Raw genomic sequence first — 21,392 nt, 5'->3', positions numbered from 1 at the left:
GATGGCGATCTTCCGTTTCCTCTGGGCGATCCTAACCTCGCGCTGGCTCTGGACCTTCATCGGGCTCGTGTTGCTGTCCCTGATCGTCTGGATCTTCGGCCCAATCGTCAGTGTCGGTGAGAGCGCGCCGTTAGCGTCCGAGACGGTGCGATTGGTCATCATTGGCCTTCTCTTCGTGCTGTTTCTCATCTGGTGGATCGCGGCACACCGCCGGGCAGTCCGCGCCAATCGTCTTTTCGTTTCCGAAATCGCCCCGCCGCCGGAAGCGCCCCCTAGCCCGGCTGAGGAAGGCGTCGCCTCCGTGGGCGCAAAGTTCCGGGAAGTGATGGCGGAGCTGAAACGCCACAAAATCGGCGGCCGAAAGTTTCTCCGCGAGATGCCTTGGTACGTGATCATCGGCCCGCCTGCGACCGGCAAGACAACGGCACTGCGGCAATCTGGACTGAGCTTCCCCATCGACCTCTCCGACGATTTGCATGGGGTGGGCGGGACGCGCAACTGCGACTGGTTCTTTTCCGAAGAGGCGGTGCTGATCGACACTGCGGGCCGCTACGTTCAACAGGAAAGCCAACCCGACGTCGACGCAGCGGAATGGTTGGGCTTCCTCGATCTCCTGAAAAAGCACCGGGGCCGCCGGGCCTTGAACGGCGTCATCGTGGCACTCGCCATCGACACGCTTTTGGAAGGCGACGCGACCATTCGAGCGCATGGCCGTCAGATCCGCAAACGGCTGACCGAACTTCAGGAACGGCTCGAGATCCGCCTGCCCGTCTACCTGATGCTGACCAAGGCCGATCTCATAAAGGGGTTCGAGACTTTCTTCGGAGGGCTCTCGACGGCCGATCGCGAACAGGTTTGGGGAGCAACCTTCCCGCCCGGCGCGAGCATCGACGGCAGCGAAGTCACGCGGGAACTCGCAGCATTGGCCGGCGTGCTCGAACGACGCCTCGTTCCGCGTCTTGAAGGTGAAGAAAACCTTACCGCCCGCGCAGAGATCTTCCGCTTCCCGGCACAGGTTGAAAGCCTTTCCGAGCCTATTCGCGTGCTGGTCGAAACCGTTTTCGGTGAAAGCCGCTATGCCGAAAGCGCCTGGTTGCGCGGTATCTATCTAACCTCCGCCACTCAGGAAGGCACGGCAATCGACCGGCTGACGGCGGCCCTCGCTTCCTCTTTCGGCCTCCCGGCACAGCTCGCCGCGCCGATGCCGCGGGTCGAGAAGCGCAGCTTCTTCCTGAAGGACCTGCTCACGAAAGTGATCTTCAAGGAGGCGGGCCTCGGCACATTCGATCCTGCCGCGGAGGAACGGCGTATCTGGATATGGCGCGGCGCTGCAGTGGCCGCCGCGGCATTGGTTGTCGTGGCCGGTCTGGCCTTTACGGTTTCCTATCGGAAAAACACCGCGGCTCTTTCGGCGCAGGCCGAACAGCTTGAAGCCTTGCAGCTTCCGCTCACTCCGGTTGCTGCGCGTCAAGCGCCGCTGGAACCGCTCGATCTGGATGTGGCGCTCGAGGCCGCAACCGAAGTATCGAATGCCCGTACCGAGCCGCCAGGTGGCATAGCCGCCTTGATCGGGCCTTCCGCGGCAACCGAGATCAGACAGGCGCAGGCCGACGCCTATCACCGCTCGCTGCGCAACATATTGGAACCGCGCATGGTCGCGCTGCTCGAGGCGACGATGTGGCGTCAGATCCGCGACCCGGAATTCCTTCTCGGCGCCTTGAAGACGTATCGCATGATGACCGGATTGTCGCCGATGGACCCCGAATTCGCCAAGCAATGGTGGACGGAGCGGCTGCCTGAATTCGCGCCCGTGCCGCCCTTCCGGACCGAGATGGCCGCCGACCATCAACTCGCTGCAATCGACAACATGGCAGCGGATCAAGCGCTTATCCAGCCCGATGAGGCGCTGGTGGGCGAAGCATTGCGGAGCATCTGCTCAATTCCGCTTCCGGTGCGTGCCTATAATGCACTGCTCTCAGATCCGGAGGTCAGAGCGCTTAAGGATTGGATCCCGGCGGACCACGTCGGCCCAAACGGCCTTAAGGTTCTCGCTCGACGCTCGGACAAGACCCTTAGAGTGGGCATCAGCGGCGCCTTCACCTATGACGGCTTTCACAACGTGGTTCTTGCGCGGCTGGAGGACGTGGCCACGCAGGCTGCACTCGATCGCTCCGTCTTCGCCGGAGGCTGCTCGGAAAGTGCCACCCCGTCGGTCGCCGCGCTTTCCCAGGACATCCTCAAGCTTTACTACGACAATTACATCGCGAAGTGGGACAGCTTCCTGCGCGACGTAAGGCTCGCGCCGCTGGTAGACCTGCAGACGGCGAGCGAAAATCTCAAGGATCTCTCCAGCGCAGACTCTTCGATGAAGCGGCTGCTGAACGCAATCGTCCAGGAGACGGAACTTACCCGTTCCGAAGATGACGCTGGGGGCAAAGTCCCTCCGGCGGCAACTTCCAAGCTTTTGTCCAAGCTCGGCAAGATCGGCAAGCTTGCCAAGAAGGGCGCGAAGCTGATGCCCGCCCCCGGCTCCAAGGCTGAAGTGGACCTTTCGGGCATGCTGGTTGCCGAGCATTTCAAACCCATCAAGGCCGCGATCGCCGAGGTCGACGGCCAACCTCCGGCACTCAATGACGCCGTCGCGGCGCTCACTGCGCTCTCGAACATGCTGCAGACCGTATCGGCAAGTCCCGATGCCCAGGATGCAATAAAGCGGCAAGGCGGCTTGGCGGAACTCACAGGGGCGGTGGCAAAACAGGCCATAACCCTCCCCGACCCGCTAGACGACTGGCTGGCCGGCATCGCCGGCGACACGAGCGGCCTTACAACGGAAGCGGTCACCTCTGAACTTAACGCCATCTGGCGCGCCGATGTGTTGCCTTTCTGTCAGGCCGCGCTGGCGAACCGCTACCCGTTCATTCCTGACAGCGCAATCGATGTCAACGTAGTCGACTTTGCGCGGGTCTTTGGTCCGGGCGGGCTGATTGACAGCTTCATCAACAATCAGCTGATCAACTACGTCGACATGACGCGTCACCCTTGGAAATGGCGCGCGGACATCCGGCTCGATTCGTCAGCTTTAGCTGCCTTGGAACAGGCCCGGCTGATCCGCAACAGCCTCTTTCCAGGTGGTGCCGGACCGATCTTGACCTTTACGCTCGAGCCCAAGGACCTTTCGCCGACGGTCGGCCGCGTGACGCTGAACGTCGACGGCCAGAGCCTCACCTATTTCAACAACCCAACTCGCCCGCAGCCGATGACTTGGCCGGGCAAGGACGGAACGGGCGTAATTACTCTTGCCTTCCAGCCGATCGACGGTTCGCCGGAAGTGATGGTCAGCGAAACCGGGAGCTGGGCTTTCCTGCGGATGCTGCGTGCCGGCCGGTTGAGCGGGACCGAGCTTCCGGAACTTTACAAGCTGCGGCTTGCCGCCCAGGGCCACTACGCCGATTTCGAGCTTCGGGCAGCAAGCGTGGCCAATCCCTACGACCTGAAAATGTTTGCGAGGTTTTCGTGCCCGACGCAGCTGTGATCCTGCCAGGCTTCTTCGGAAAACTGCCCGCGATGGGGGATTTCGTCACGCGCGGTCTGACGGCATCCTTCGTTGGCCCATGGGACCGCTGGATCACCCGGCATCTGGTTCACCGGTTTTCGGAAGGTTCGGTGTCGGCTCATCTAGCGTTGCGATTTATCCTCGGGCCGGAAGCCTTCGGACCCATGACCGGCGTGGTGATGGCAAGCGCCGACCGCGCGGGTCGGCGGTTTCCGTTGACCATCGCGGCTGCGCCGCCGATCGCCTCCACTGACATCGCCACCCTCGCCGCAGACTGGCTCGATGCGCTGGAAGCTGCGGGAAAGTCTGCGAGCGACGGCGAGATGGACGGTGACGGACTGGCTGCCCGCCTTGCGTCCCTGCCCTATCCCGCGATCACGGCGTCCGGCGACCCGGTCCGGCGCATGGCATTGTGGACGGGCCAGTGCAAGAAAATCGAGGTTGATCCCGGCGCACCTGAATCAGCGCTCCGCCACCTCTTCCCCGAAGGTTTGGAGGCTGGCTGATGCAGATCTGGAACCAAACCGGCTTTCCGACCGAATTCACGATGGGCATGGACAAAGAGGGCCGCGAGTACATCGTCGTCGTTGTTAAGGGAACCTTCGACTTTCCGGAAACGCCGGGCGGCCCTGTGCGAAAATCATCCGTACAGGTGCCGCTGGTGATGGCAGACACGCATACGGGTGAACCGGGTTTTTCGGCCACCCTCTGGGAATCGGACTTTGCATTCCGTAAGCCGCGCTGCGACGTCATCGCCAACGGCTGTGCCTATGCTCCTGGCGGCCGTCCGGCCGACCGTGTCAGCGTCGGAATCAAGGTGGGCAACTGGTCGAAGATCTTCGACGTGGTCGGGCATCGCGAATGGCGCGCCCGCGGACCGATCTTCATCGCCACTGCCCCGCAACCCTTCCTGCGTCAGCCCTTCTCCTACGACACGGCGTGGGGAGGCACCGACCGCCTCGACCCGGACGACAGGCTTCCCGCGAGCTACCCGCTCAACCCGCTCGGCATCGGCTGGGCGCGCACGCGCAACCAGCACCTGATCCCCGGCTTGCGGCTTGCCAATACCCAGGCCATAGGCGAGGAAATCCGCTCGCCTTTCGGCGACTACCGGCCGATGAGTTTCGGGCCGATGGGGCGCGGCTGGCCCGGCCGGATCGAATATGGCGGCACCTATGACGACAACTGGACGAAAAACATCTTCCCGTTCCTGCCGCCGGATTTCGACGAACGCTATTTTCAGATGGCGCCGCCTGACCAGCAGATAGACCCGCCGAGGGGCAACGAAGAGGTGATGCTCGTGAATTTGACGCCGGCCGGGCGCGAGAGCTTCCGGCTGCCGGCCACCAGCCTGCCGATAACGTTATTCAAGGGTAGTGAGAGGGCCTTCGAGAGTGCGATACCGCCCGACACCGTTTTGTTTGATCCGGAGAACCGGCGCTTTTCACTGGTCTGGCGCGTGTCGCAGCGCATCCACCGGACGATCCTCGACTTCAGCGAATGCTGGGTCGGCCCGCCGACCGAATCCATGCAGAGGGCTCGCGCGACGGGCCGCGCCTTTGTGCGCGCAAACGGCGCACTTTTGCCGGAAGACGAGGAAGAAGAGGCATGAACACGCCAATCGACATCGTCTCGATCGGCATGGTGACGGCCGTCGGTCTCGATGCGCCCTCTACATGCGCGGCAATGCGCGCCAAGCTCGACGGCTTCCAGGAAACGCGCTTCGTCGGATCGGGCGGAGAGTGGATCATCGGCGCGCCGGTGCCGCTGCCGCGCAACTGGATCGGCGAGAAGCGGCTGGCGCATCTGGCCGCGGGCGCGATATGCGAGGCGTTCGAGGCGGTTCCCGATGCGCGCGGCCAGGCGGCGCTGATCCTGTGCCTCGCAGAGCACGACCGTCCGGGGCGGCCCGTCCACGACGATGCCGACCTGCTCCGGCGCATCGCCGAGATCGTCGCGGTTGAGCCGCACGCCCGCTCGCGCATCGTCGCGTACGGACGACCCTCCGGACACGTAGCGCTCGACCAGGCACGCAGGCTGATTGCATCCGGCGAAGCCCCCTATGTGATGATCGCTGGGGTCGACACCTACCTGACGTCCCCGGCTGTCGGCCACTATGTTTCCCAGAAGAGGATCCTGACCCCCGACAATCCCAACGGCTTCATTCCCGGCGAGGCTGCGGCGGCGGTGCTCTGCGCGCAAACGGGCAATAGCAGCCTGCGGCTCTACGGGCTGGGTCTGACGCGGGAGCGAGCTTCAATCTACAATGCGGAAGACCTTCCGTTGCGCGGCGATGGCATGACGAATGCCTATAGCCTCGCGCTGGGCGAAGCCGGCATCGAGATGAACCGGCTCGGCTACCGCATCTCCGACCTCATCGGGGAACAATACTGGTTCAAGCAAACGGCTCTCGCCAGCCTGCGTCTGTTGCGTGGGCGGCATGAGTTCCAAGACCTCTGGTCACCGGCGGAGTCGCTCGGCAACATCGGCGCTGCGTCTGTTCCGATGATGGTCGGCATGGCGTGGACCGCCGCCCGCAAGGGTTATGCGGCCGGCACTCCAGTGCTGATAGAGGCGGCGAATGACGCAGGTGCCTGCGGTGCCGCGCTTCTCGGCGACAGGATGACGCAATGACCGTCTACGCCAACGGGCTCGAGATCGCCTGCAAGGCACAGTCCAACAAGGTCATAGCGGCCTTTCCTGATGTGTGTTTCACGCCGCCCGAGAATCCGGCAACGCCGCCCGGCGTGCCCGTTCCCTATCCTTCGTTCGGCTTCGACTCCGACACTGACAACGGCACCGGCACCGTCAAGATCGGTGGCCAAACGATCACACAGAAGAACAAGTCCTACTACACGAGGACGAGTGGAACCGAGGCGGGCTGTGCTGCCAAGAAAGGAATTATCACCTCGGCCAACACCGGAAAGGAATATGCGCGGGCCTGGTCCGGCAATGTAAAGGCGGACGGAGAACCGGTGAGCCGGTTCTCCGACCTCTCAACCAACAATCATTCTTCGCCAGGTTCGAACACGGGACCATATCCAAAGATCGGGAAGATGGTTCTGACGCCCGACAACTGCGTCAAGTTGCTCCAGAAGTTCGGCCTCAGCACCACCCCCCACGACAAGAATGACTGCCCAAAAGATACAATGGAGTCAGAGCACTTCATGGAAAACCAGTTCATGCAGAAAGAATCGATGCGTGGCGGTGTCGCCGGCACGGTGGCGCGGTTCAAGAATTATGACGAAGGGTCGGCGCCATGCATCTGCATGGTTGCTCGCAAGCGGAAGAAAGGCGTAGACAAGGCGAACTGGCCGAAGGTCGGAACCCCTCATCACGGCAAGACGGCTCAGGTTCGCAACTTCCTCGCCAGTCGCAAAACGGTCCCGACCATAGATGAGGCGCTGAAGGAATGCTGCAAAGCAGTCGTCGACAATCACGGACCGACCAAGGGACTCAGTTCAGGCACCAAAGCGCAGAAGGAGAAGGCGGAGCAGATCATGAAATGCCTGGAGCTCATATTTATCCGGCATCTGACTGCCAAGATTAACGAAACCCGTCGTAGCGACAATAAGATAACGCAGGCCGAAGTACGCGCATTGAAAATCCGCTGAGCAAATGACTTTTGAGGAGGTGGCATGAAAGAGGCCGCGCCTACTGAGAGAACGGATGCACGGATCGAATGAGATGGATATGATGGAGGGACAGTCACGCTTCGCCGCCTTACCTTATTGGGGTTCTGCAGATCTCAATAACGGAGTTGGAGGCATGACCGCCTCTTATGATTACCATATCGGCGCCGACTACTCCAAATCCTATAGCTGCTTGGTGGTCCAGGACAGCAGCGGCAAGACGCTGAGATCCGGCCGGATCAAGAACGACCGGCAGTCGCTGGGTGGGTTCCTCGAACGCTATCGGGAGAATTCGCATGCGGTTGTCGAGGCCACCCGCAACTGGATGGTGATCTACGACCGGCTCGACGACATTTGTGATGATGTCGTTCCCGCCCATCCGTTGAAGGTCAAGGCGATCGCTGACGCCAAGATCAAGACCGACAAGATCGACGCCACCGTGCTGGCGCATCTGCTCCGGGCCGACCTGGTGCCGGAAGCGCGGGCTCCTGGCGAACGAGCAAGAGAACTGCGCATCGCTCTTCGCGAGCGGATGTTTTATGTGCGGCTGCGAACGACGACCAAGAACCGCATCGTGACGGTCTTCAATCGCTATCCGGAGCAGACGGCGCAATTGAAGAAACTCGGCGATCTGTTCGGCAAGGCCGGCCGTGTTCAGCTGGCTCAGATGAACGTACCGGAGATCGACCGTATCCAGATCGACCGAGGCCTTGCCTTCATCGGCGACATCGATGTGCGGATCAAGCAGTCGGAGACAACGATCCGGACGATGACCAAGGCCAATGCCGGTCAAAACACAACCGAACCCAAGGAAAAGCCGCCAAATGGAGCCGTTTTTACCCCCTGAGTTCTTTCATTGGAGGCTACCATGACGAGAAGCACGAATAGTTTGGTTGTCGCACCTGATGACGCGCACGTGGAAGCGATCCAGGCTTGGCAAGGCGAAGACGGGAAGTGCCGTGTCCTCTACCATTTCAGCGACCAGGACATGACGATAAACGAGGCAGCTATATACGAAATTGACTCCGAGCGTTTGCCGAGTTTCGAGTTACTGCATGCCTTCAATGAATTCCCGCTATCGTTGTATGTCGCCTCTCCGCAGGACTATTTTGTTCTGGACGCAGCCGGTGCCGTCCATGAATGCCACAACTCCGCTTGGACAAGTAACAAGTTTGCAGACAGCATGATGCTTCGCGTCTGGGGGCTGGGACGCCGGAATGTCTTTTTGTTCGGCACGGAAGGAAATGCCTACAGATATGACGGCGCACGCTGGACACACTTCGACATGCCGACGGAGCAGCGGCTGAACGATATGCATGGCCTTTCGGCCGACCGCATCTATGCGGTGGGAGACCTCGGAGCCATGGCGAGATTCGACGGCTCACGCTGGCACACCGTCGACGCCGGCGTTGAGAACGAATTGCGCGCGGTATCGGTCGGTTCGGACGGAGCGATCTATGTCGGCGGAGCCGAAGGGACCTGCTTTCGCCTTCAGGACGAGGAGCGTTACGACTTCGACGTCCCGGACAGCATGTTTCAGACGATCTGCGAGTTTCAGGGGAAACGTTACTGGGGCGATGACGAGACCGGCGTTTTCAAACAGGAGAGGACGCGGCTCAGATTGTCCAAAGACCTAGATTTTGCCTACTACATGACTGCCAGCCGGAAAAAAATGGCGGTAACAAGCGGTCCGCAAGTCGCCTTCTTTGACGGCAAGGCGTGGACGGCTGTAGAACTGCGCCACAGCTCCGACGGCTGGGGGTTCGTGACCGTCGAAATCTGACGCGTTGCGACCTGCGCAAGTTATGAAGCCTCTCGGGAACTCGTCATTTGCGTCAGGACGGCCCGGACCTTCGCGAGGTCGAGATCGACGACTCGCGGCGGCGCCTTCACCGACAGCATCCTCACCACGAACAACTCCCCCGCCTCCGGAAACTCAGCGTACCGCTCCTTCGCGATCTCCAGCCCGGCCTCTCCCGCCACTCGGAGCCCGTCGAGATGCGCCTCGAGCCGCTCGACCAAGCGCGCAAGCCGCTCCTCATCCATGTCGGGGTTCTCGTCCGGATGGAGCAAGTGGTAGTCGTAGACCGTCCACAGGAAAGCGGCCTGCTCGGCGTGCTGGCGGACGATTTCGCGAAGAACAGGCACAGTGGGCATCAGTTGAGGTTCACCGATCCGCCACGAATGCGGTTTGCGGCGCTGGCGTGGCTTGTCACATAGGTGCCGCGGATGGTGATGTGGCCGTCCTTTTCCATGATGATTGTCGCCTTGCCGCAACGAAGCTCGATGCGCTCCTCTCCAGTGATCCGCACGCGCTCTCCATCACGAATGACATTTGGCGTCGACGACTTGCGCGCCGGCTCCACAATTCGGCCGACGATCAGCGGTCGCGTCGCGTCTCCACCCTCGAAGAGCAGCGCGACCTCGGCACCGATCATTGCTGATGTGAGGTCGGCTAAGCTTCGTGCGGGCAATGCAGTATCACGGGGGTTGCCGGGAAAGACCACCAGTGGCGCACCTGCGTCGAAACCCAGCAACACGCCGATCACCACTCCTTCGATACGTTCCCGGGTGTCGAACATCTGAAAACCCCTCAATTATGACTGATCTTGCTGCCCTTCCAAACGACCTCACCGGACGCCTTGCCGTTGAACTTGCCCGTGGCGTTCACCGAAATATCCTTGCCTTCGATCGAGATCGTACCGTCCTTCTTCATTGTAATGGCCGCCGAGCCGCACTTGATGACGATCGAGTCGCCGGCTTCGATCAGCAGATCCTCTCCAATCTTGATCACCCCGTCCTCACCCACCTCGACCGCGCTGCCCTTGGCGACCTTCACCACCCGGGCCCCTCCGATCTCGGTTGCATCGTCCTCGCCGATCTTCGCGCTGCGCCCCTTGCCGATTTCGCTCGTCTGTCCGCCGCCGATCTCGACCCTTTGATTAGTGCCGATCTCCCAGCTGTCGGATGTACCGATGTCATGGCTCTGGCTGATACCGACGCTGACCGATCGCGACGCGCCGATGGTGTTCAACTGTGCCGCCCCGACTGTTCGGGCTTCAGCGGCCCCGACCGTATCGATCCGGCCCGCACCCACGGTGATCGTCTGGACGATGCCAACTGTCTGGGTGTGGTTGGAGCCGATCGTCTCGGTGGAATTCGCGCCGATGCCGATCGTCTCGTCAGCCCCGACGGTGAGGGAGCGGTTGATACCCACCGTCTCGGTGTCGTTGGAGCCGATATTGACGGTGCGGTCGACGCCAACTTTGGTCGTCTTGTTGTTGCCGACGTCCTCGTCGAGGTTCACCCCGACAGAGTGCTTGGCATTGTTGTCGATGCGGTCCGCTTGGTCGTGCTGGACCAGCTTGCTGCGGTCGTTCTTGATCAGCAGGTTGTGGTCCTTCTGCGCCTGGAAATAGACCTCTTCCGATCCCGCCTTGTCCTCGAAACGCAGTTCGTTCCAACCTCCGCCGCCGGGCGAGGAATTCGTCTTCAACCCGGACTGGGTGGCATTTCCCGGCAGTTCATAGGGAGGCATCTCCTTGCCGTTATAGACCCTGCCGGTGATAATCGGTCGGTCGGGATCTCCCTCGAGGAAATCGACGATCACCTCCTGGCCGATGCGGGGAATCTGGATGAAGCCCCAGCCCCCACCGGCCCAGGTTTGCGAGACCCGCACGAAGCAGGAACTGTTCTGGTCCTTCTTGCCGAGGCGGTCCCAGTGAAACTGCACCTTCACCCGTGCATATTTGTCCGTGAAGATTTCCTCGCCCGAAGGGCCCACCACCGTCGCGGTTTGCGGACCTCGCATGATCGGCCGGCGCGTGGTGCGCGGCGGCCGGTAAGTAACGGAAGTCGGCGCGACCTGGAGCGTCGCGCGAAAGCTTTCTTCCCCCGCATAAACGGCGGGGCGGTAGCCTGGGTCGAACAGGCGGTAGTCGGCGCGCAGGACGACATACTCCGTGTTCTGATCCTTGCGCGGGAAATTTTCCAGTTTGAAGTTGCAGCCCGAAGCGAGCCCCCGCACGGTGCCGGCGGCGGCGATGCGCTGATGCGCTGCCTGAATTTCCTCGCGCCGCACCACGGCGACGGTGTCACCGCGTCCCACTGTTAGATGGGCGCCGGGATGGCGATAATGCTCGCCCTGCGATTCCGCGTGAGCAAACGGCTGCGCCGACTGCGCCATCAGGTCGGCGCCGGGCTTGGTGAAATCGTAATCCGTGTGGGCATAGGTTCCCGGGTGGACAGAACTGGTCGCCACCCACTCCGTGATATATTCCTGGTCTCGGCGCAGTGGTTCTCCTTCGGCACGGAACATGACCGTCGCATAACCCGGCGCAGGCTTCAGCTTGTTCATAGCATCGGCAAGAATGAGGGTGTGTTCTCCCTCGCCATACTCGAAGAAATACATGATGCCTTCGTGCTCGAGCAGCCGCTGCACGAAGTCCAGGTCGGTTTCGTCATACTGCACGCAGTATTCCCGTGCCTCGTAGGAACCCTGCAGCCGCTTCTCGAACTTGGCGGGCTTATATTTCGAAAATATCTGCTCGACGATTTCCACCACACTCATGTTCTGGAAGATGCGACAGTCGGTGGTGTTACCCAGCAGCCAAAGCCAAGGCCGCAGCTCCGCCTCGTAATAGGCAAACCCTTCTTCGATGCGGGTCAGGCGAAAGTCTGAAACGAGCCCGCTGAACCAGCGCTTCGGGTCTCCGGCCTCCCCCTCAACCGAAATTGGCTTTCCGAGAAGCCTCAGGGCGTCGACGTTCGCGTCGGGGCTGATGAAACCGACGGTGAAGGCAAAACACCTGCTGATCTCGTCATGGCCGACAAGGTGCGTGAAGGTCAGCGTCGCTGGTCCAAGCGGCGTCTGGACGGTTGTGTTGCGTTGCTCGTCCATGCGGAGAGTGCCCCTGTCTCGTGACGCCGGCAGTCCTGGATCATGAACTTACCATAAAGACCCGCCACCTCGAAAGACGCATGGCTATTGCACCGGGTCTATCCTCTGCGGGCAAATGATCCGGCCTCAGAAATGCGTCAGCCTGGACACGCAAAGCCATTTTGGGAACGACTCTCCCCGGCTGCGATCCTTTTCCCCCATGCGAAGTTGCAAAAATTGCATTACTATGGAGGCATTATTCTTGCCGCTCATCAGGACAACGAAGTCAACAACCTGGGCTTACCTGCCATGACGCAAAGAAGTTCCTACTTTCGGCCGAAATGGATATTCTTGCTTCCGCTGTTGGCGCTGTTCTTAACGGCATTCTCGCAGATGGCCTATGCGGAGCGGAAAGCCGCCATCGTGGTGGGGAACGGCGAATACGAATTTGCGCCTCTCGCTAACCCGAAAAACGATTCCAAGCTGATTGCCGCGACACTCACGGAGCTTGGTTTCGATGTCCTGCTTTTCTACGACGTCAAGAAAGCCGCCGCTGGCGACCTCGAAAATGCGATCCGCACCCATCTCCTCGGCGCTGATCTGGCTATCCTCTACTACGCGGGACACGCGCTGCAGTACGAAGGGCGAAGCCTGCTGCTACCCGTTGATGTACGAACCGGATCGGCTAAGGAAGTCATCGATGACGCCATGGTTCTCAATGACCTCATTGACATCGTCAAGGACGACCCGGTCGGCGTCAAGCTGATCATTTTGGACGCCTGCCGCAATAACCCCCTCACCTCGGAAAAGGGACTGCGACAGGGCTTGGCAAATATCGAGGCCGGCGCAGGTCAGGTTCTCATCGCCTTCGCCACAGGCGCCGGCGAAGTAGCTTATGACGGCACCGGAGTGAACAGCCCTTATTCTTTGGCGCTGGCCAATGCGCTTCAGCAGCCGGGCCTCGACATCTACGACACGTTCCGAACAGTGCGCGGAGACGTGCGCCTTGCCACCAACGGATCGCAGATACCGTGGATCACAGGCTCGATCGAAACCAAATTCGTCCTAAAGCCGGGCGGCGCCGAGAAACCAGCACCCGAGGTCCTGGGGGGCGCTGGCGAGCTGACTATTGACCAGGTCCTCTGGTATTTCATTCAAGACAGCGCTGATCCAACGGATTTCGAACGTTTCGCCAAAGTGTTTCCGAAGAGCCAACTTGCGGCCGAAGCGCTCAAACGCAGCAGTCTCCAGGTTGCAGAGTTGCAGAAGCGCGGGCTGTTTGTCAGCGGTGCACTTGCCGCCACCCCGATTTCCACCGAGCCGCCGTCCGATGAGGCTACTGCAGCCGCTGGAGCGGAGTTTATTTTTCAGCAGGCCGGCGAGCGCGCCGTCAGCGAGACTTTTCGTATCTGGCCACGCGAAATGCCCGACACACAAAGCGGCATGAAGACGCTCGTTACGGATTGCGACCTATATGCAGCCGATCCCAACGATCCTCAACGCGTGGTACCCGGTGTTACGAACGGGCTGGTGAATGTCCGCGACGGGCTGCGCTCTTGCGGCTATGCGCTCGCTGCAGACCCCAGCAACCCACGCCTGCAGTTTCAGTTAGCCCGCGTCCTCGAAATAGCGAAACGCTATGACTGGGCGGAGCATTTCTACGAACTTGCCAGCCAGCAGCAATACAGCGCCGCATTCGTCAATCTCGGTTACATGGCCCGGGCCGGTATCGGCCGCGAGGTCGATTACAAGCGTGCCCTGGACTTCTACATGAAGGCGGCACCGCTCGGAAATCTCAGAGCAAGGACGAATGTGGGAACGGCTTACATCCGCGGTCAAGGCGTGCCTCAAAATACCGAAGAGGGGATTTTGTGGTACAGACTTGCAGCATCAAGCGGCTGGTCGAATGCGATCACGGCGCTCGGCGACAGCTTCCGTCGCGGTACCGGCGTGAAGAAAGATGATGTGGAGGCGACGAGGCTCTATGCCGCGGCGGCTGATGCAGGTCAGATCGACGCCATGACCAATCTCGGCCGTGCCTATGTCAGCGGCTTGGGTGTCAAGAAAGATGTCAAGCGGGGCTATGATCTGATGATCCGCGCGACGGAAATGGGTAACCAATATGCGCCCTTCTACGCAGCACGCCTTCTCGTGAAGGGCGAAGGCAACGTTCCTCGCGATGCCAATCGCGCACTTGCCCTGCTGGAACTGTCAGCACGCCGAGGCTTCGAGGACGCCTATCTGGAACTCGCCAAGGGTTACGAGGAGGGCAGTTTTAGCCGTGGAAAGCCGGATTTGCAAAAGGCATATTTCAACGCAACGCTCGCCACTCGTTTCAAGGTCGAAGAGGCAGAACGCACCAAGTCTTCGGTGGGTGAAAAACTGAACGCTGCCACGCGAAAGGAAATCGAGGGAGAAGTCGAGCTTTTTGTTCAGCAGAATGGACTTTGAGGAACACAGGAATGGCTTTGCGCTGGATCATAGACAAAGTTGGCTGGTTTTTGCCGTTCGGCAGGCGCAGGAGAAATGCCCGGATCGTCGATCCGGCCGATGAAGAGGACAGCCTTCTTTATGTCCTGCAAGATCCGAAGGAGGAAGCCAGGCCTAGGAGCCTTGTTTCTGTCCTCGGCATGATGCCCGCCAATCTCCCCGAGATTCTTGATACGGCCGTGGAGGCTTGCAGGGCAAATGGTGAATTTCCTGTTGTTGTTCTGTCAGAACTCCGTCCCGATCTGATCGCTGCAAGTTCCGCCCCTTTGGAATTTCTCCCTACCCGGAGCTACCTGCCTTCGCTCTCCCCTGAAATCTATGGAAGATACGCTCGCCGGCGCTGGTCATTGATCCTCGCGAAATGGGACATCTCCAGCGAAATCACACTTTCATCGACCATCGACGAGTTTCTTGCCGACCAGCTGAGCGCCGATGCGTCCATTCGTTCACCTGCGAGCAATCGAGGCATGCAGCGGGCGGTCAGCGCGGATACTGAAGATAAGCTGCTCGATCGCATTCGCGGCCATGGCGGCGCCATTGACGTAACTCACGCGAGCTAATCGCCGGCGAACCTCGGTGCGGAAGGCCTCAGATAGCGCCAGATCGAGGGTTGTCTCCACACGATCGAACTCCGAGTACCGCAGGCAGAGACCCAAGCCTGCTGTTTGGGCATAAACAGCGCGAAGATGCTGGTCATCCATTTCCGGCGCTTCATTGGGCACGAAGATCGAAGGGATTCCTCCCAAGATGCTTTCATGGAAGCTGTTATACCCGGCAGTGGTGACAAGAAGATCGATCGCGCTGACATATTCAGCCAAGGGGTAAACGCTTGTGCGCAAAACGCCCGGCCATTCCTGCTTGGAAGGTTTCGCGAGCGGATTGAGAATCTGAACCGTTTGTATATTCCGCCTCACCAGGCTGGCGAAAATTAGGCCGGGCAAATCCTCAAAGTCAAAGTTGCGTTGCGAGCCTAGTTGTACCGCGACAGTAAAGCGGCCCGGGTCGACGCCTAGCTTGCTGGCAGCTTCGCTCCTGGGCAGTCCCGTCCCTGGATCCAACAGAAGCAGAGGGGGGACGGCGACAGTCCCCAGCATATCGCGTGTCGGACCATGGTCTTCGTCATGAGCAAACTCGCCCGGCTCGATCACCATGTCGAAGATATCCTGGGAACGTGGGTCAAAGTCGTGGTCAAGGCGCCACAAGGCACGCCGGATCCAAAACCAGGCCAGATCGCGACGGTTTTCGGCAACGGCAATCAATCCTGGAAACGGTCTGTTCCCATCGAACACCACCGCCGAAACATCAAACGCCTCCACGGCCGTCAACAGCTCTTGCGCATATGCCCTATTCCAACTGTCGTCCGTCACGCCGATCGCCAAGCCGGAAGGAGTATAGTCAACAGCGTGACCTCGCGCATAAGCCAATGCGGATCCGGACGATCGGGTAAAGAAAATAGGATCGGTGTCATCGGGAAGACGCTCTGCGATAGCCATCAGACGGGTGATATGTCCGAGCCCGATACCGTTTGTCGCGACGAATAGTATCCGCCGCTTTTTGCCCATACGCCGTGGCAATGATCCGGGCGCTTTGTCTTCGGCGGTTTTGCCAGCTAGATGCCACTTGCCCGCGGTTCTGCTGCATTTCAGGGCGGAGGGCCTGGACAGTTCAAGATCATCACATAGGCGTGCCATGCGGTGCGGGTATTGATCGATCGCAAACTTTCTCCGGACAAGCTCTCGCGCGGCATTTGATTGTTGGAGATAGGTCGAAGGTGAAGCGACAAATCGCTCGATGACGTTCCGCGTTTCGGCAACGTTGCAATAGACGGCGCCATCTTCGAAGAGGCCTTCAAATGAAGGATCGAGCACCGTCACCAAACCGCTCGCCATTGCTTCCGCGATACATACGCCGAAGGCTTCCACCCACTGCGGGCTGTGAAAATAAACATAAAAATCAAGGCGCCTGAGAAAGTCCGATACGCTGTTTTGCGCGAATGGACTGATCTGCCAGTTCGAGCCTATCCAGGGTTGGATTGACGTCGGGGCACCGCCCAACACCTTGATGGCGAAATTGGGTGTGTCGGGATAGGCCGCCCGTAGCTCATCTGCGGAACTGGGCCATTTCGCCGGGTCCGCTCTCGTGTGGCGCCCCAAATTGACAGTAGCTGTTGGAGCTGTTCGCTGGGGAGATGCCCATTCAGCAAGGTCAATCATGTTCCACAAATCGTGCCGGAGCAGCGCCGGACTTTCGGTTCCGATACTGTCGAACTGGGATCGAACCTTCGGCCCAACAGGAGCAAACATGACCGGAACACCAAAGAGCCGATCCAACACGCGTTCCACGACCGCCAGATCGTATTGCCGAACGCGATTGGCATCGAACAGAGGATGATGAACCACACACACGACGCGGCGAGGCTGCAAACGCACCGGCGAACTCGGCATTCGCTCGAACACTGCAGGATGGTGAGCCAGAAGAATGTCGCAGGTCGCCTCTTCGGATCCTGTGAGCCAAACAGTATTCGATTGCTTGATAACTGAGGCTATACGACTGTCGAAGACGCCGAGCTCACGCGTGCGCTGCCCCAAAAAAGGCAGCAGGCCACAGCTCACCCCCCACTGTTTCGCCGCCTTCAGCTCGGCTCTCAGTGCGCTCGACGTACCGCCGTGAAATCGCGGGTCAGCAGCATGAACAACGTCAAAATGCACGGCTAACCCCACGATTGTATCCGCTCAGCTTCGCGGCCCGCCACCTCTCCCTCAATGAGATCAAAGAGTGTCCCCAAGTTCGAGATGCGGCGGCACATTGCTCCTCGAAAGCCGCAGTCTATGAAGCAGGGCAGACAGCGCTAGTAGACTCGCCGTCCCCGAAAATCTCGCCGAGGTTGGGTCGCCAATTTCCGTACTGTAACAGGCTGCTTTTGAACCGTCGTCTTCATCCTCTCGACGGCCAACGTCCCGTAGCAGCTGCGAGGATATTCAGCGAGGAAAGCCTGGTAGGATTGACGTGTATTCAGCCTTTGTGCCCGGCGCCAAGCGGCAGATTCAGCTGCGCTCGGTCGCGTACTTTGACAGTTGCTGGGATTGGGTGGCGCCAATGTTAGGTACGGCCAGGACGGCACACATCCCGTCAGAAAGACCGAGAAAAGGACGGCAACACGTTTCAGCATTCGAGAACGCTCCAATCCAGGGCAAGGCTAAAAACCCACAAGAAAGAGTAGAATAACTATCTCCAAATAACAAGCTCCGCAGAGGGCCTGAAACAGCGATCCGCTGCGACCGGTGGTTAGGTAAATTTGAACAGCCGTAAGACGCTGCAGCTCTTTCGTTCAGTATTTCCACTCGTGGCCGAGAGCGTCAGTTTTAAATACGACATCTATGCGCGATGCCGTAAATCTGCAGTCTTAGATTGATTCTTCGTCTGCTCGGCATACCACCACCGTTCATCATCCGGAATGCCGACATCGACTTCCCCAAGCCGCGCGCATTTAAGCGTCCTCATCGAAGGGTCCGCTCTCGACCCGCGCTCGCGAATGTACGAGCGGACGATCTTGTGCTGGATGTCACTCAACGTCAGCATGCTCATCAACCCGCACGCGCGATTCCTCCGCCCCACGCGGCCGGCCGGCAGCCCCGCAGATCTCATAGACCGAACTTGCGTAATCATTCTTCGACGCGGTCAGAAATGCTCCGGATACACTGCCAGCCTAGCGACCACCAACGACCTCTTCTGACACTTCGCCTATGAAGAAATCGATCTCGCCATCCCTTTTCTCTCGAAACATCAAAAGCTCGCCTCTCAAATCCGCCTTGCTTCGTCGGCTGTCAGCGCGTGCTCTCGCGTGCCAGACACGATGATCTCAAGAACCTCATGCTCGTCTGTGTTCTTGATGTAGCGGTCGCCCACATACTCGCCGCGCTTCAGCACCATGACGCGGTCGCCCACGGCGAAAATGTCGACGAGGCGATGCGAGATGATGATCTGTGCAACCCCCTGCTTCTTTAGCTCCAGCATGGTTTCGAGCAGGCGCTCGGTCGCCATCACGGAAAGGTTGGCTGTCGGCTCGTCGAGGACCACGACGCGCGGGTCAAAGGAAATCGCGCGTGCGATCGCCACCGATTGCTGGCGGCCGCCCGACAGGCTTTCGACCTTCTGATAGACGGAGTTCACGTCGACCTTGAGCCGTTTCAGCACTTTGTCAGCTTCCGCATACATCTTGCGGCGATTGACGAAAGGACCTTTGAGCGGCCAGCGGCCAAGGAAGATGTTCTGACCGACATCCATGTTGCCGCACAGCGCGAAGTCCTGGTAGATCATCTCGATGCCGACATCCCGGCTTTCGTGCGGGCTCTTGAAATGCACCGGTTGTCCGGCAACAAGGATCTCACCGGCATCGCGCTGATAGGCACCGGTCAGGATCTTCATGAGCGTCGACTTGCCAGCCGAGTTATCGCCGACCAGGCCGAGTATCTCGCCGGGATAAAGCACGAGATCCACCTTGCGGAGGGCCTGCACCGCACCGAAGGCCTTTTCGATACTCCGCATTTCCACGATCGGCTCGGATTGTGTTACGTCAACCATGAGCGATTTCCTTACCCCTGCGCACTCTTGCAAGACGGGCTAGCAGGTGTCCGAAAATATTGGCTTGGCGCACCCATATATCGATCAGTACCGCGACGATGAGGATGAGGCCGATGAAGACGTTGATCCAGTGCTGCGGCATAGTGAATCCCTGGACGTTGAGCTGCATGAGAGCCCGCACGAGCGTAATCACCGCCGCGCCCGCGAGTGCACCGATCATCGTGCCGTAGCCACCGAAGATCGAACCGCCGCCTATGATGACGGAGGCGATGGCGTCAAGCTCGCGGAACTGACCGGCAACCGGATTGAAGCTCCGAAAATAGGCAACGTTGATGATCCCGGCCATGGCTGCACACAGTGCCGCCAGCATGAGTGCGATGAAGCGCACCCGGTTGGTATCGATGCCGGCATAGGCAGCAGCGCGGATGTTGCCGCCGGTGGCACAGACTTTCATCCCGAACGGCGTATAGGCGAGCACGGCGCCGGCCATCAGGGCGACGAAAAACATCCAGATCGTCTGAACGCTGACGACCTCCGCCACGGTACGCATAATTCCGGACGGCAGCGAAAGACCGAAATAGAGAAAAACGTCATTCATCTTCCGACCGAGGAGGTTATAGCCCTCCGGCCAGCCGGTCAGTTGCTTGCCAGCGACGAACCAGGCGGCGAGGCCTCGCGCGATATAGAACATGCCGAGCGTGGCGATGAAGGCCGGAAGCTTGAACCCGACCGTCACGACGGCGTTGACGAGCCCGGCAGTCATCCCCGCGAGCAGGCCCATGGTTACCGCTGTCAGCGGGTCGGCGCCTAGCACCTTCAGGAAATAGGCCGCAGTGCTGCCGGCCAGCGCGAGCACCGCTCCGACGGAGAGGTCGATGTCGCCAGCGGCGATAACGTAGGTGAGCCCGACCGCAATCAGCGCCAGTTCCGTATAGTTAAGCAGGATGGCGAAGGTGTTGGACAGATGCCACCAATAGTCAGGTCTTAGCGCCAGACCTGTCAGCCACAGCACGACGGTCAAAATGATGGCGAGCGCGTCACGGCGGGCAAGGAACTTGCCGAGGCCGCTGGCCGACAGCGCCATATCAGTCGCCATCGCTCCTTTGGTCTGGACGCCTTCGAGCGCCACGCCGCCCATCTCGTAGGCTGGAGGGGGCGGCCGGCCGCGGAGCCACGCCCAGAACCGGGCCGCAAACTGGCGACGAATGAGGTGGGGCTCGATGAGGACAGCGATAACCAGAAGCAAGCCAAGGAAAACCAGCACTGCGCCCGCGGGCAAAGTGAACTTGGCATTGACCGCGATATTCTCGCCGTCGATGACGATGACGCGCGTGATCGGCCAACCTTCGCGCAGCACCTTGTCGATCAGGACGACGACCGCGGCGCCGAAGCACGAGCCGATCACACGGCCGCGGCCACCAAGGATCGATGCACCCCCGATGACGACGGACGCGATGACGGTGAGTTCCCAGCTAACACCATAAAGAGGGGTGACACCCTTGTCCTGCGCGGCCGACAGCAGAGCTGCGAGCGTGGCGCAAAGCGATGAGATCAGGTAGGCGCGGATGCGCACCCATCGGGTGGGGATTCCGGCATAGACGGCTGCCTGCTCATTGCCTCCGGTGGCCAAGGTTTCGTACCCCCAGCGGGTCTTGGCAAGCACATGGGCACCGACAACTGCCACGACGAGGAAGATTGCGATCTGGTTATTGAAACCGAGGGCGTTCGTCTCGCCAAGCTGGAAAAAGAATGGAGCCGCCCTCGCCTTTTCCGAGTAGTAGATCGCCTGGCCGTGCGTCAGCGCGAGCACAAAACCGCGGCCGATGAAAAGCATCGTCAGCGTCGCGATGAATGCCGGCACTTTCAGGGCGGTCACCAGGACGCCGTTGATTAAGCCAATCGCCGCGCCCAAAAGCAAACAGAGGCCGACCGAAGTAGCAATGTCGAAGTCCAGAAAACTCGGCGAAAAAAGCCGAGCGAAAGCCACGGCGACGAGACCGTAGGTGGAACCGACTGAAAGATCGAGATCGCGGTTGGCAATGACAAACGTCATTCCAACCGCGATGATCCCCACACGCGACGTGTCACGGAGTAGCGCGTGCAGTGCCTCCGCTGACCCGAAGAACGCCGGGTTGACGAGGGCTCCGGCGAGATAGAGCAGCGCGAGAAAGGCCACGAGACCGCCCTCCCAGCCGCCGAAGAGCTGAGGCGGCGCACGGCCGAGCGAAGTCGTCGTGGTAGGCGCCATGGGTTTCTC

At 60.0% G+C, this 21,392-nt stretch carries 14 protein-coding genes and 1 pseudogene; 9 read left to right on the top strand and 6 right to left on the bottom strand.

Annotation, left to right across the window (positions count from 1 at the left end; translation table 11 throughout):
- Position 1 precedes the first annotated feature (1 nt).
- The 7 genes and pseudogenes from tssM (at position 2) to A3C3_RS0119500 (ending at position 8,968) form a co-directional block, all read left to right on the top strand.
- Positions 2-3,532, top strand: a complete 3,531-nt coding sequence (tssM, locus tag A3C3_RS0119530) for a type VI secretion system membrane subunit TssM (protein ID WP_022716271.1) — start codon at positions 2-4, stop codon at positions 3,530-3,532.
- Positions 3,514-4,059 (top strand): type VI secretion system-associated protein TagF, encoded by a 546-nt coding sequence (tagF, locus tag A3C3_RS0119525; RefSeq protein WP_022716270.1) that lies wholly within the window; start codon positions 3,514-3,516, stop codon positions 4,057-4,059. The genes tssM and tagF overlap by 19 nt, the downstream gene beginning before the upstream one ends.
- Positions 4,059-5,165 carry a DUF2169 family type VI secretion system accessory protein gene (locus A3C3_RS0119520; protein ID WP_022716269.1) on the top strand — a complete coding sequence of 369 codons (1,107 nt, stop codon included), beginning with the start codon at positions 4,059-4,061 and terminating at the stop codon, positions 5,163-5,165. Before tagF ends, A3C3_RS0119520 begins: the two co-directional genes overlap by 1 nt.
- Positions 5,162-6,187 carry a beta-ketoacyl synthase N-terminal-like domain-containing protein gene (locus A3C3_RS0119515; protein ID WP_022716268.1) on the top strand — a complete coding sequence of 342 codons (1,026 nt, stop codon included), beginning with the start codon at positions 5,162-5,164 and terminating at the stop codon, positions 6,185-6,187. The genes A3C3_RS0119520 and A3C3_RS0119515 overlap by 4 nt, the downstream gene beginning before the upstream one ends.
- Complete coding sequence (locus A3C3_RS47145) at positions 6,184-7,167, top strand: DUF4150 domain-containing protein (protein WP_022716267.1); 984 nt, start codon at positions 6,184-6,186, stop codon at positions 7,165-7,167. The genes A3C3_RS0119515 and A3C3_RS47145 overlap by 4 nt, the downstream gene beginning before the upstream one ends.
- A 154-nt stretch (positions 7,168-7,321) precedes the next feature.
- Positions 7,322-7,972 (top strand): annotated as a pseudogene (locus A3C3_RS38765) (IS110 family transposase); the annotation flags it as partial.
- Positions 7,973-8,053: 81 nt separating this feature from the next.
- Entirely contained in the window at positions 8,054-8,968 is a 915-nt protein-coding gene (locus tag A3C3_RS0119500; protein ID WP_022716265.1) for a hypothetical protein, read from the top strand.
- Between the two features lie 20 nt (positions 8,969-8,988).
- Here A3C3_RS0119500 and A3C3_RS0119495 read toward each other — a convergent pair whose 3' ends face one another.
- From A3C3_RS0119495 to A3C3_RS0119485, 3 genes are read right to left on the bottom strand one after another with little or no spacing between them, the layout of a single operon-like run.
- Entirely contained in the window at positions 8,989-9,342 is a 354-nt protein-coding gene (locus A3C3_RS0119495; RefSeq protein WP_022716264.1) for a hypothetical protein, read from the bottom strand.
- Entirely contained in the window at positions 9,342-9,767 is a 426-nt protein-coding gene (locus A3C3_RS0119490; RefSeq protein WP_022716263.1) for a DUF6484 domain-containing protein, read from the bottom strand. The genes A3C3_RS0119495 and A3C3_RS0119490 overlap by 1 nt, the downstream gene beginning before the upstream one ends.
- Positions 9,768-9,778: 11 nt before the next feature.
- A complete protein-coding gene (locus A3C3_RS0119485; protein ID WP_022716262.1) occupies positions 9,779-12,085 on the bottom strand; it encodes a type VI secretion system Vgr family protein in 2,307 nt (768 codons plus the stop codon).
- Between the two features lie 288 nt (positions 12,086-12,373).
- On the opposite strand from A3C3_RS0119485, the gene A3C3_RS0119480 reads away from it, so the two are divergent.
- Both A3C3_RS0119480 and A3C3_RS43810 read left to right on the top strand, forming a co-directional pair.
- Positions 12,374-14,515 carry a caspase family protein gene (locus A3C3_RS0119480; RefSeq protein ID WP_028739802.1) on the top strand — a complete coding sequence of 714 codons (2,142 nt, stop codon included), beginning with the start codon at positions 12,374-12,376 and terminating at the stop codon, positions 14,513-14,515.
- 11 nt (positions 14,516-14,526) lie between these two features.
- On the top strand, positions 14,527-15,114 hold the full coding sequence (locus A3C3_RS43810; protein WP_233450556.1) for a hypothetical protein: 588 nt from the start codon (positions 14,527-14,529) through the stop codon (positions 15,112-15,114).
- Here the strand turns inward: A3C3_RS43810 and A3C3_RS0119475 are convergent.
- The 3 genes from A3C3_RS0119475 to A3C3_RS0119460 all read right to left on the bottom strand — a co-directional run bounded on the left by A3C3_RS0119475 (position 15,001) and on the right by A3C3_RS0119460 (position 21,383).
- Positions 15,001-17,274, bottom strand: coding sequence for a glycosyltransferase (locus A3C3_RS0119475; RefSeq protein ID WP_022716260.1), 2,274 nt, complete (start codon positions 17,272-17,274; stop codon positions 15,001-15,003). The genes A3C3_RS43810 and A3C3_RS0119475 overlap by 114 nt on opposite strands.
- A 1,078-nt stretch (positions 17,275-18,352) precedes the next feature.
- Positions 18,353-19,135 (bottom strand): ATP-binding cassette domain-containing protein, encoded by a 783-nt coding sequence (locus A3C3_RS0119465; protein WP_022716258.1) that lies wholly within the window; start codon positions 19,133-19,135, stop codon positions 18,353-18,355.
- Positions 19,128-21,383 carry an ABC transporter permease gene (locus tag A3C3_RS0119460; RefSeq protein ID WP_022716257.1) on the bottom strand — a complete coding sequence of 752 codons (2,256 nt, stop codon included), beginning with the start codon at positions 21,381-21,383 and terminating at the stop codon, positions 19,128-19,130. Before A3C3_RS0119460 ends, A3C3_RS0119465 begins: the two co-directional genes overlap by 8 nt.
- Between the last annotated feature and the right edge of the window lie 9 nt (positions 21,384-21,392).

Origin of the sequence: Rhizobium mongolense USDA 1844 (assembly GCF_000419765.1) — a bacterium.
GTDB lineage: Bacteria > Pseudomonadota > Alphaproteobacteria > Rhizobiales > Rhizobiaceae > Rhizobium > Rhizobium mongolense.
Note: the sequence above shows the minus strand (reverse complement) of the source record. Positions and strands in the feature narration are given on the sequence as shown.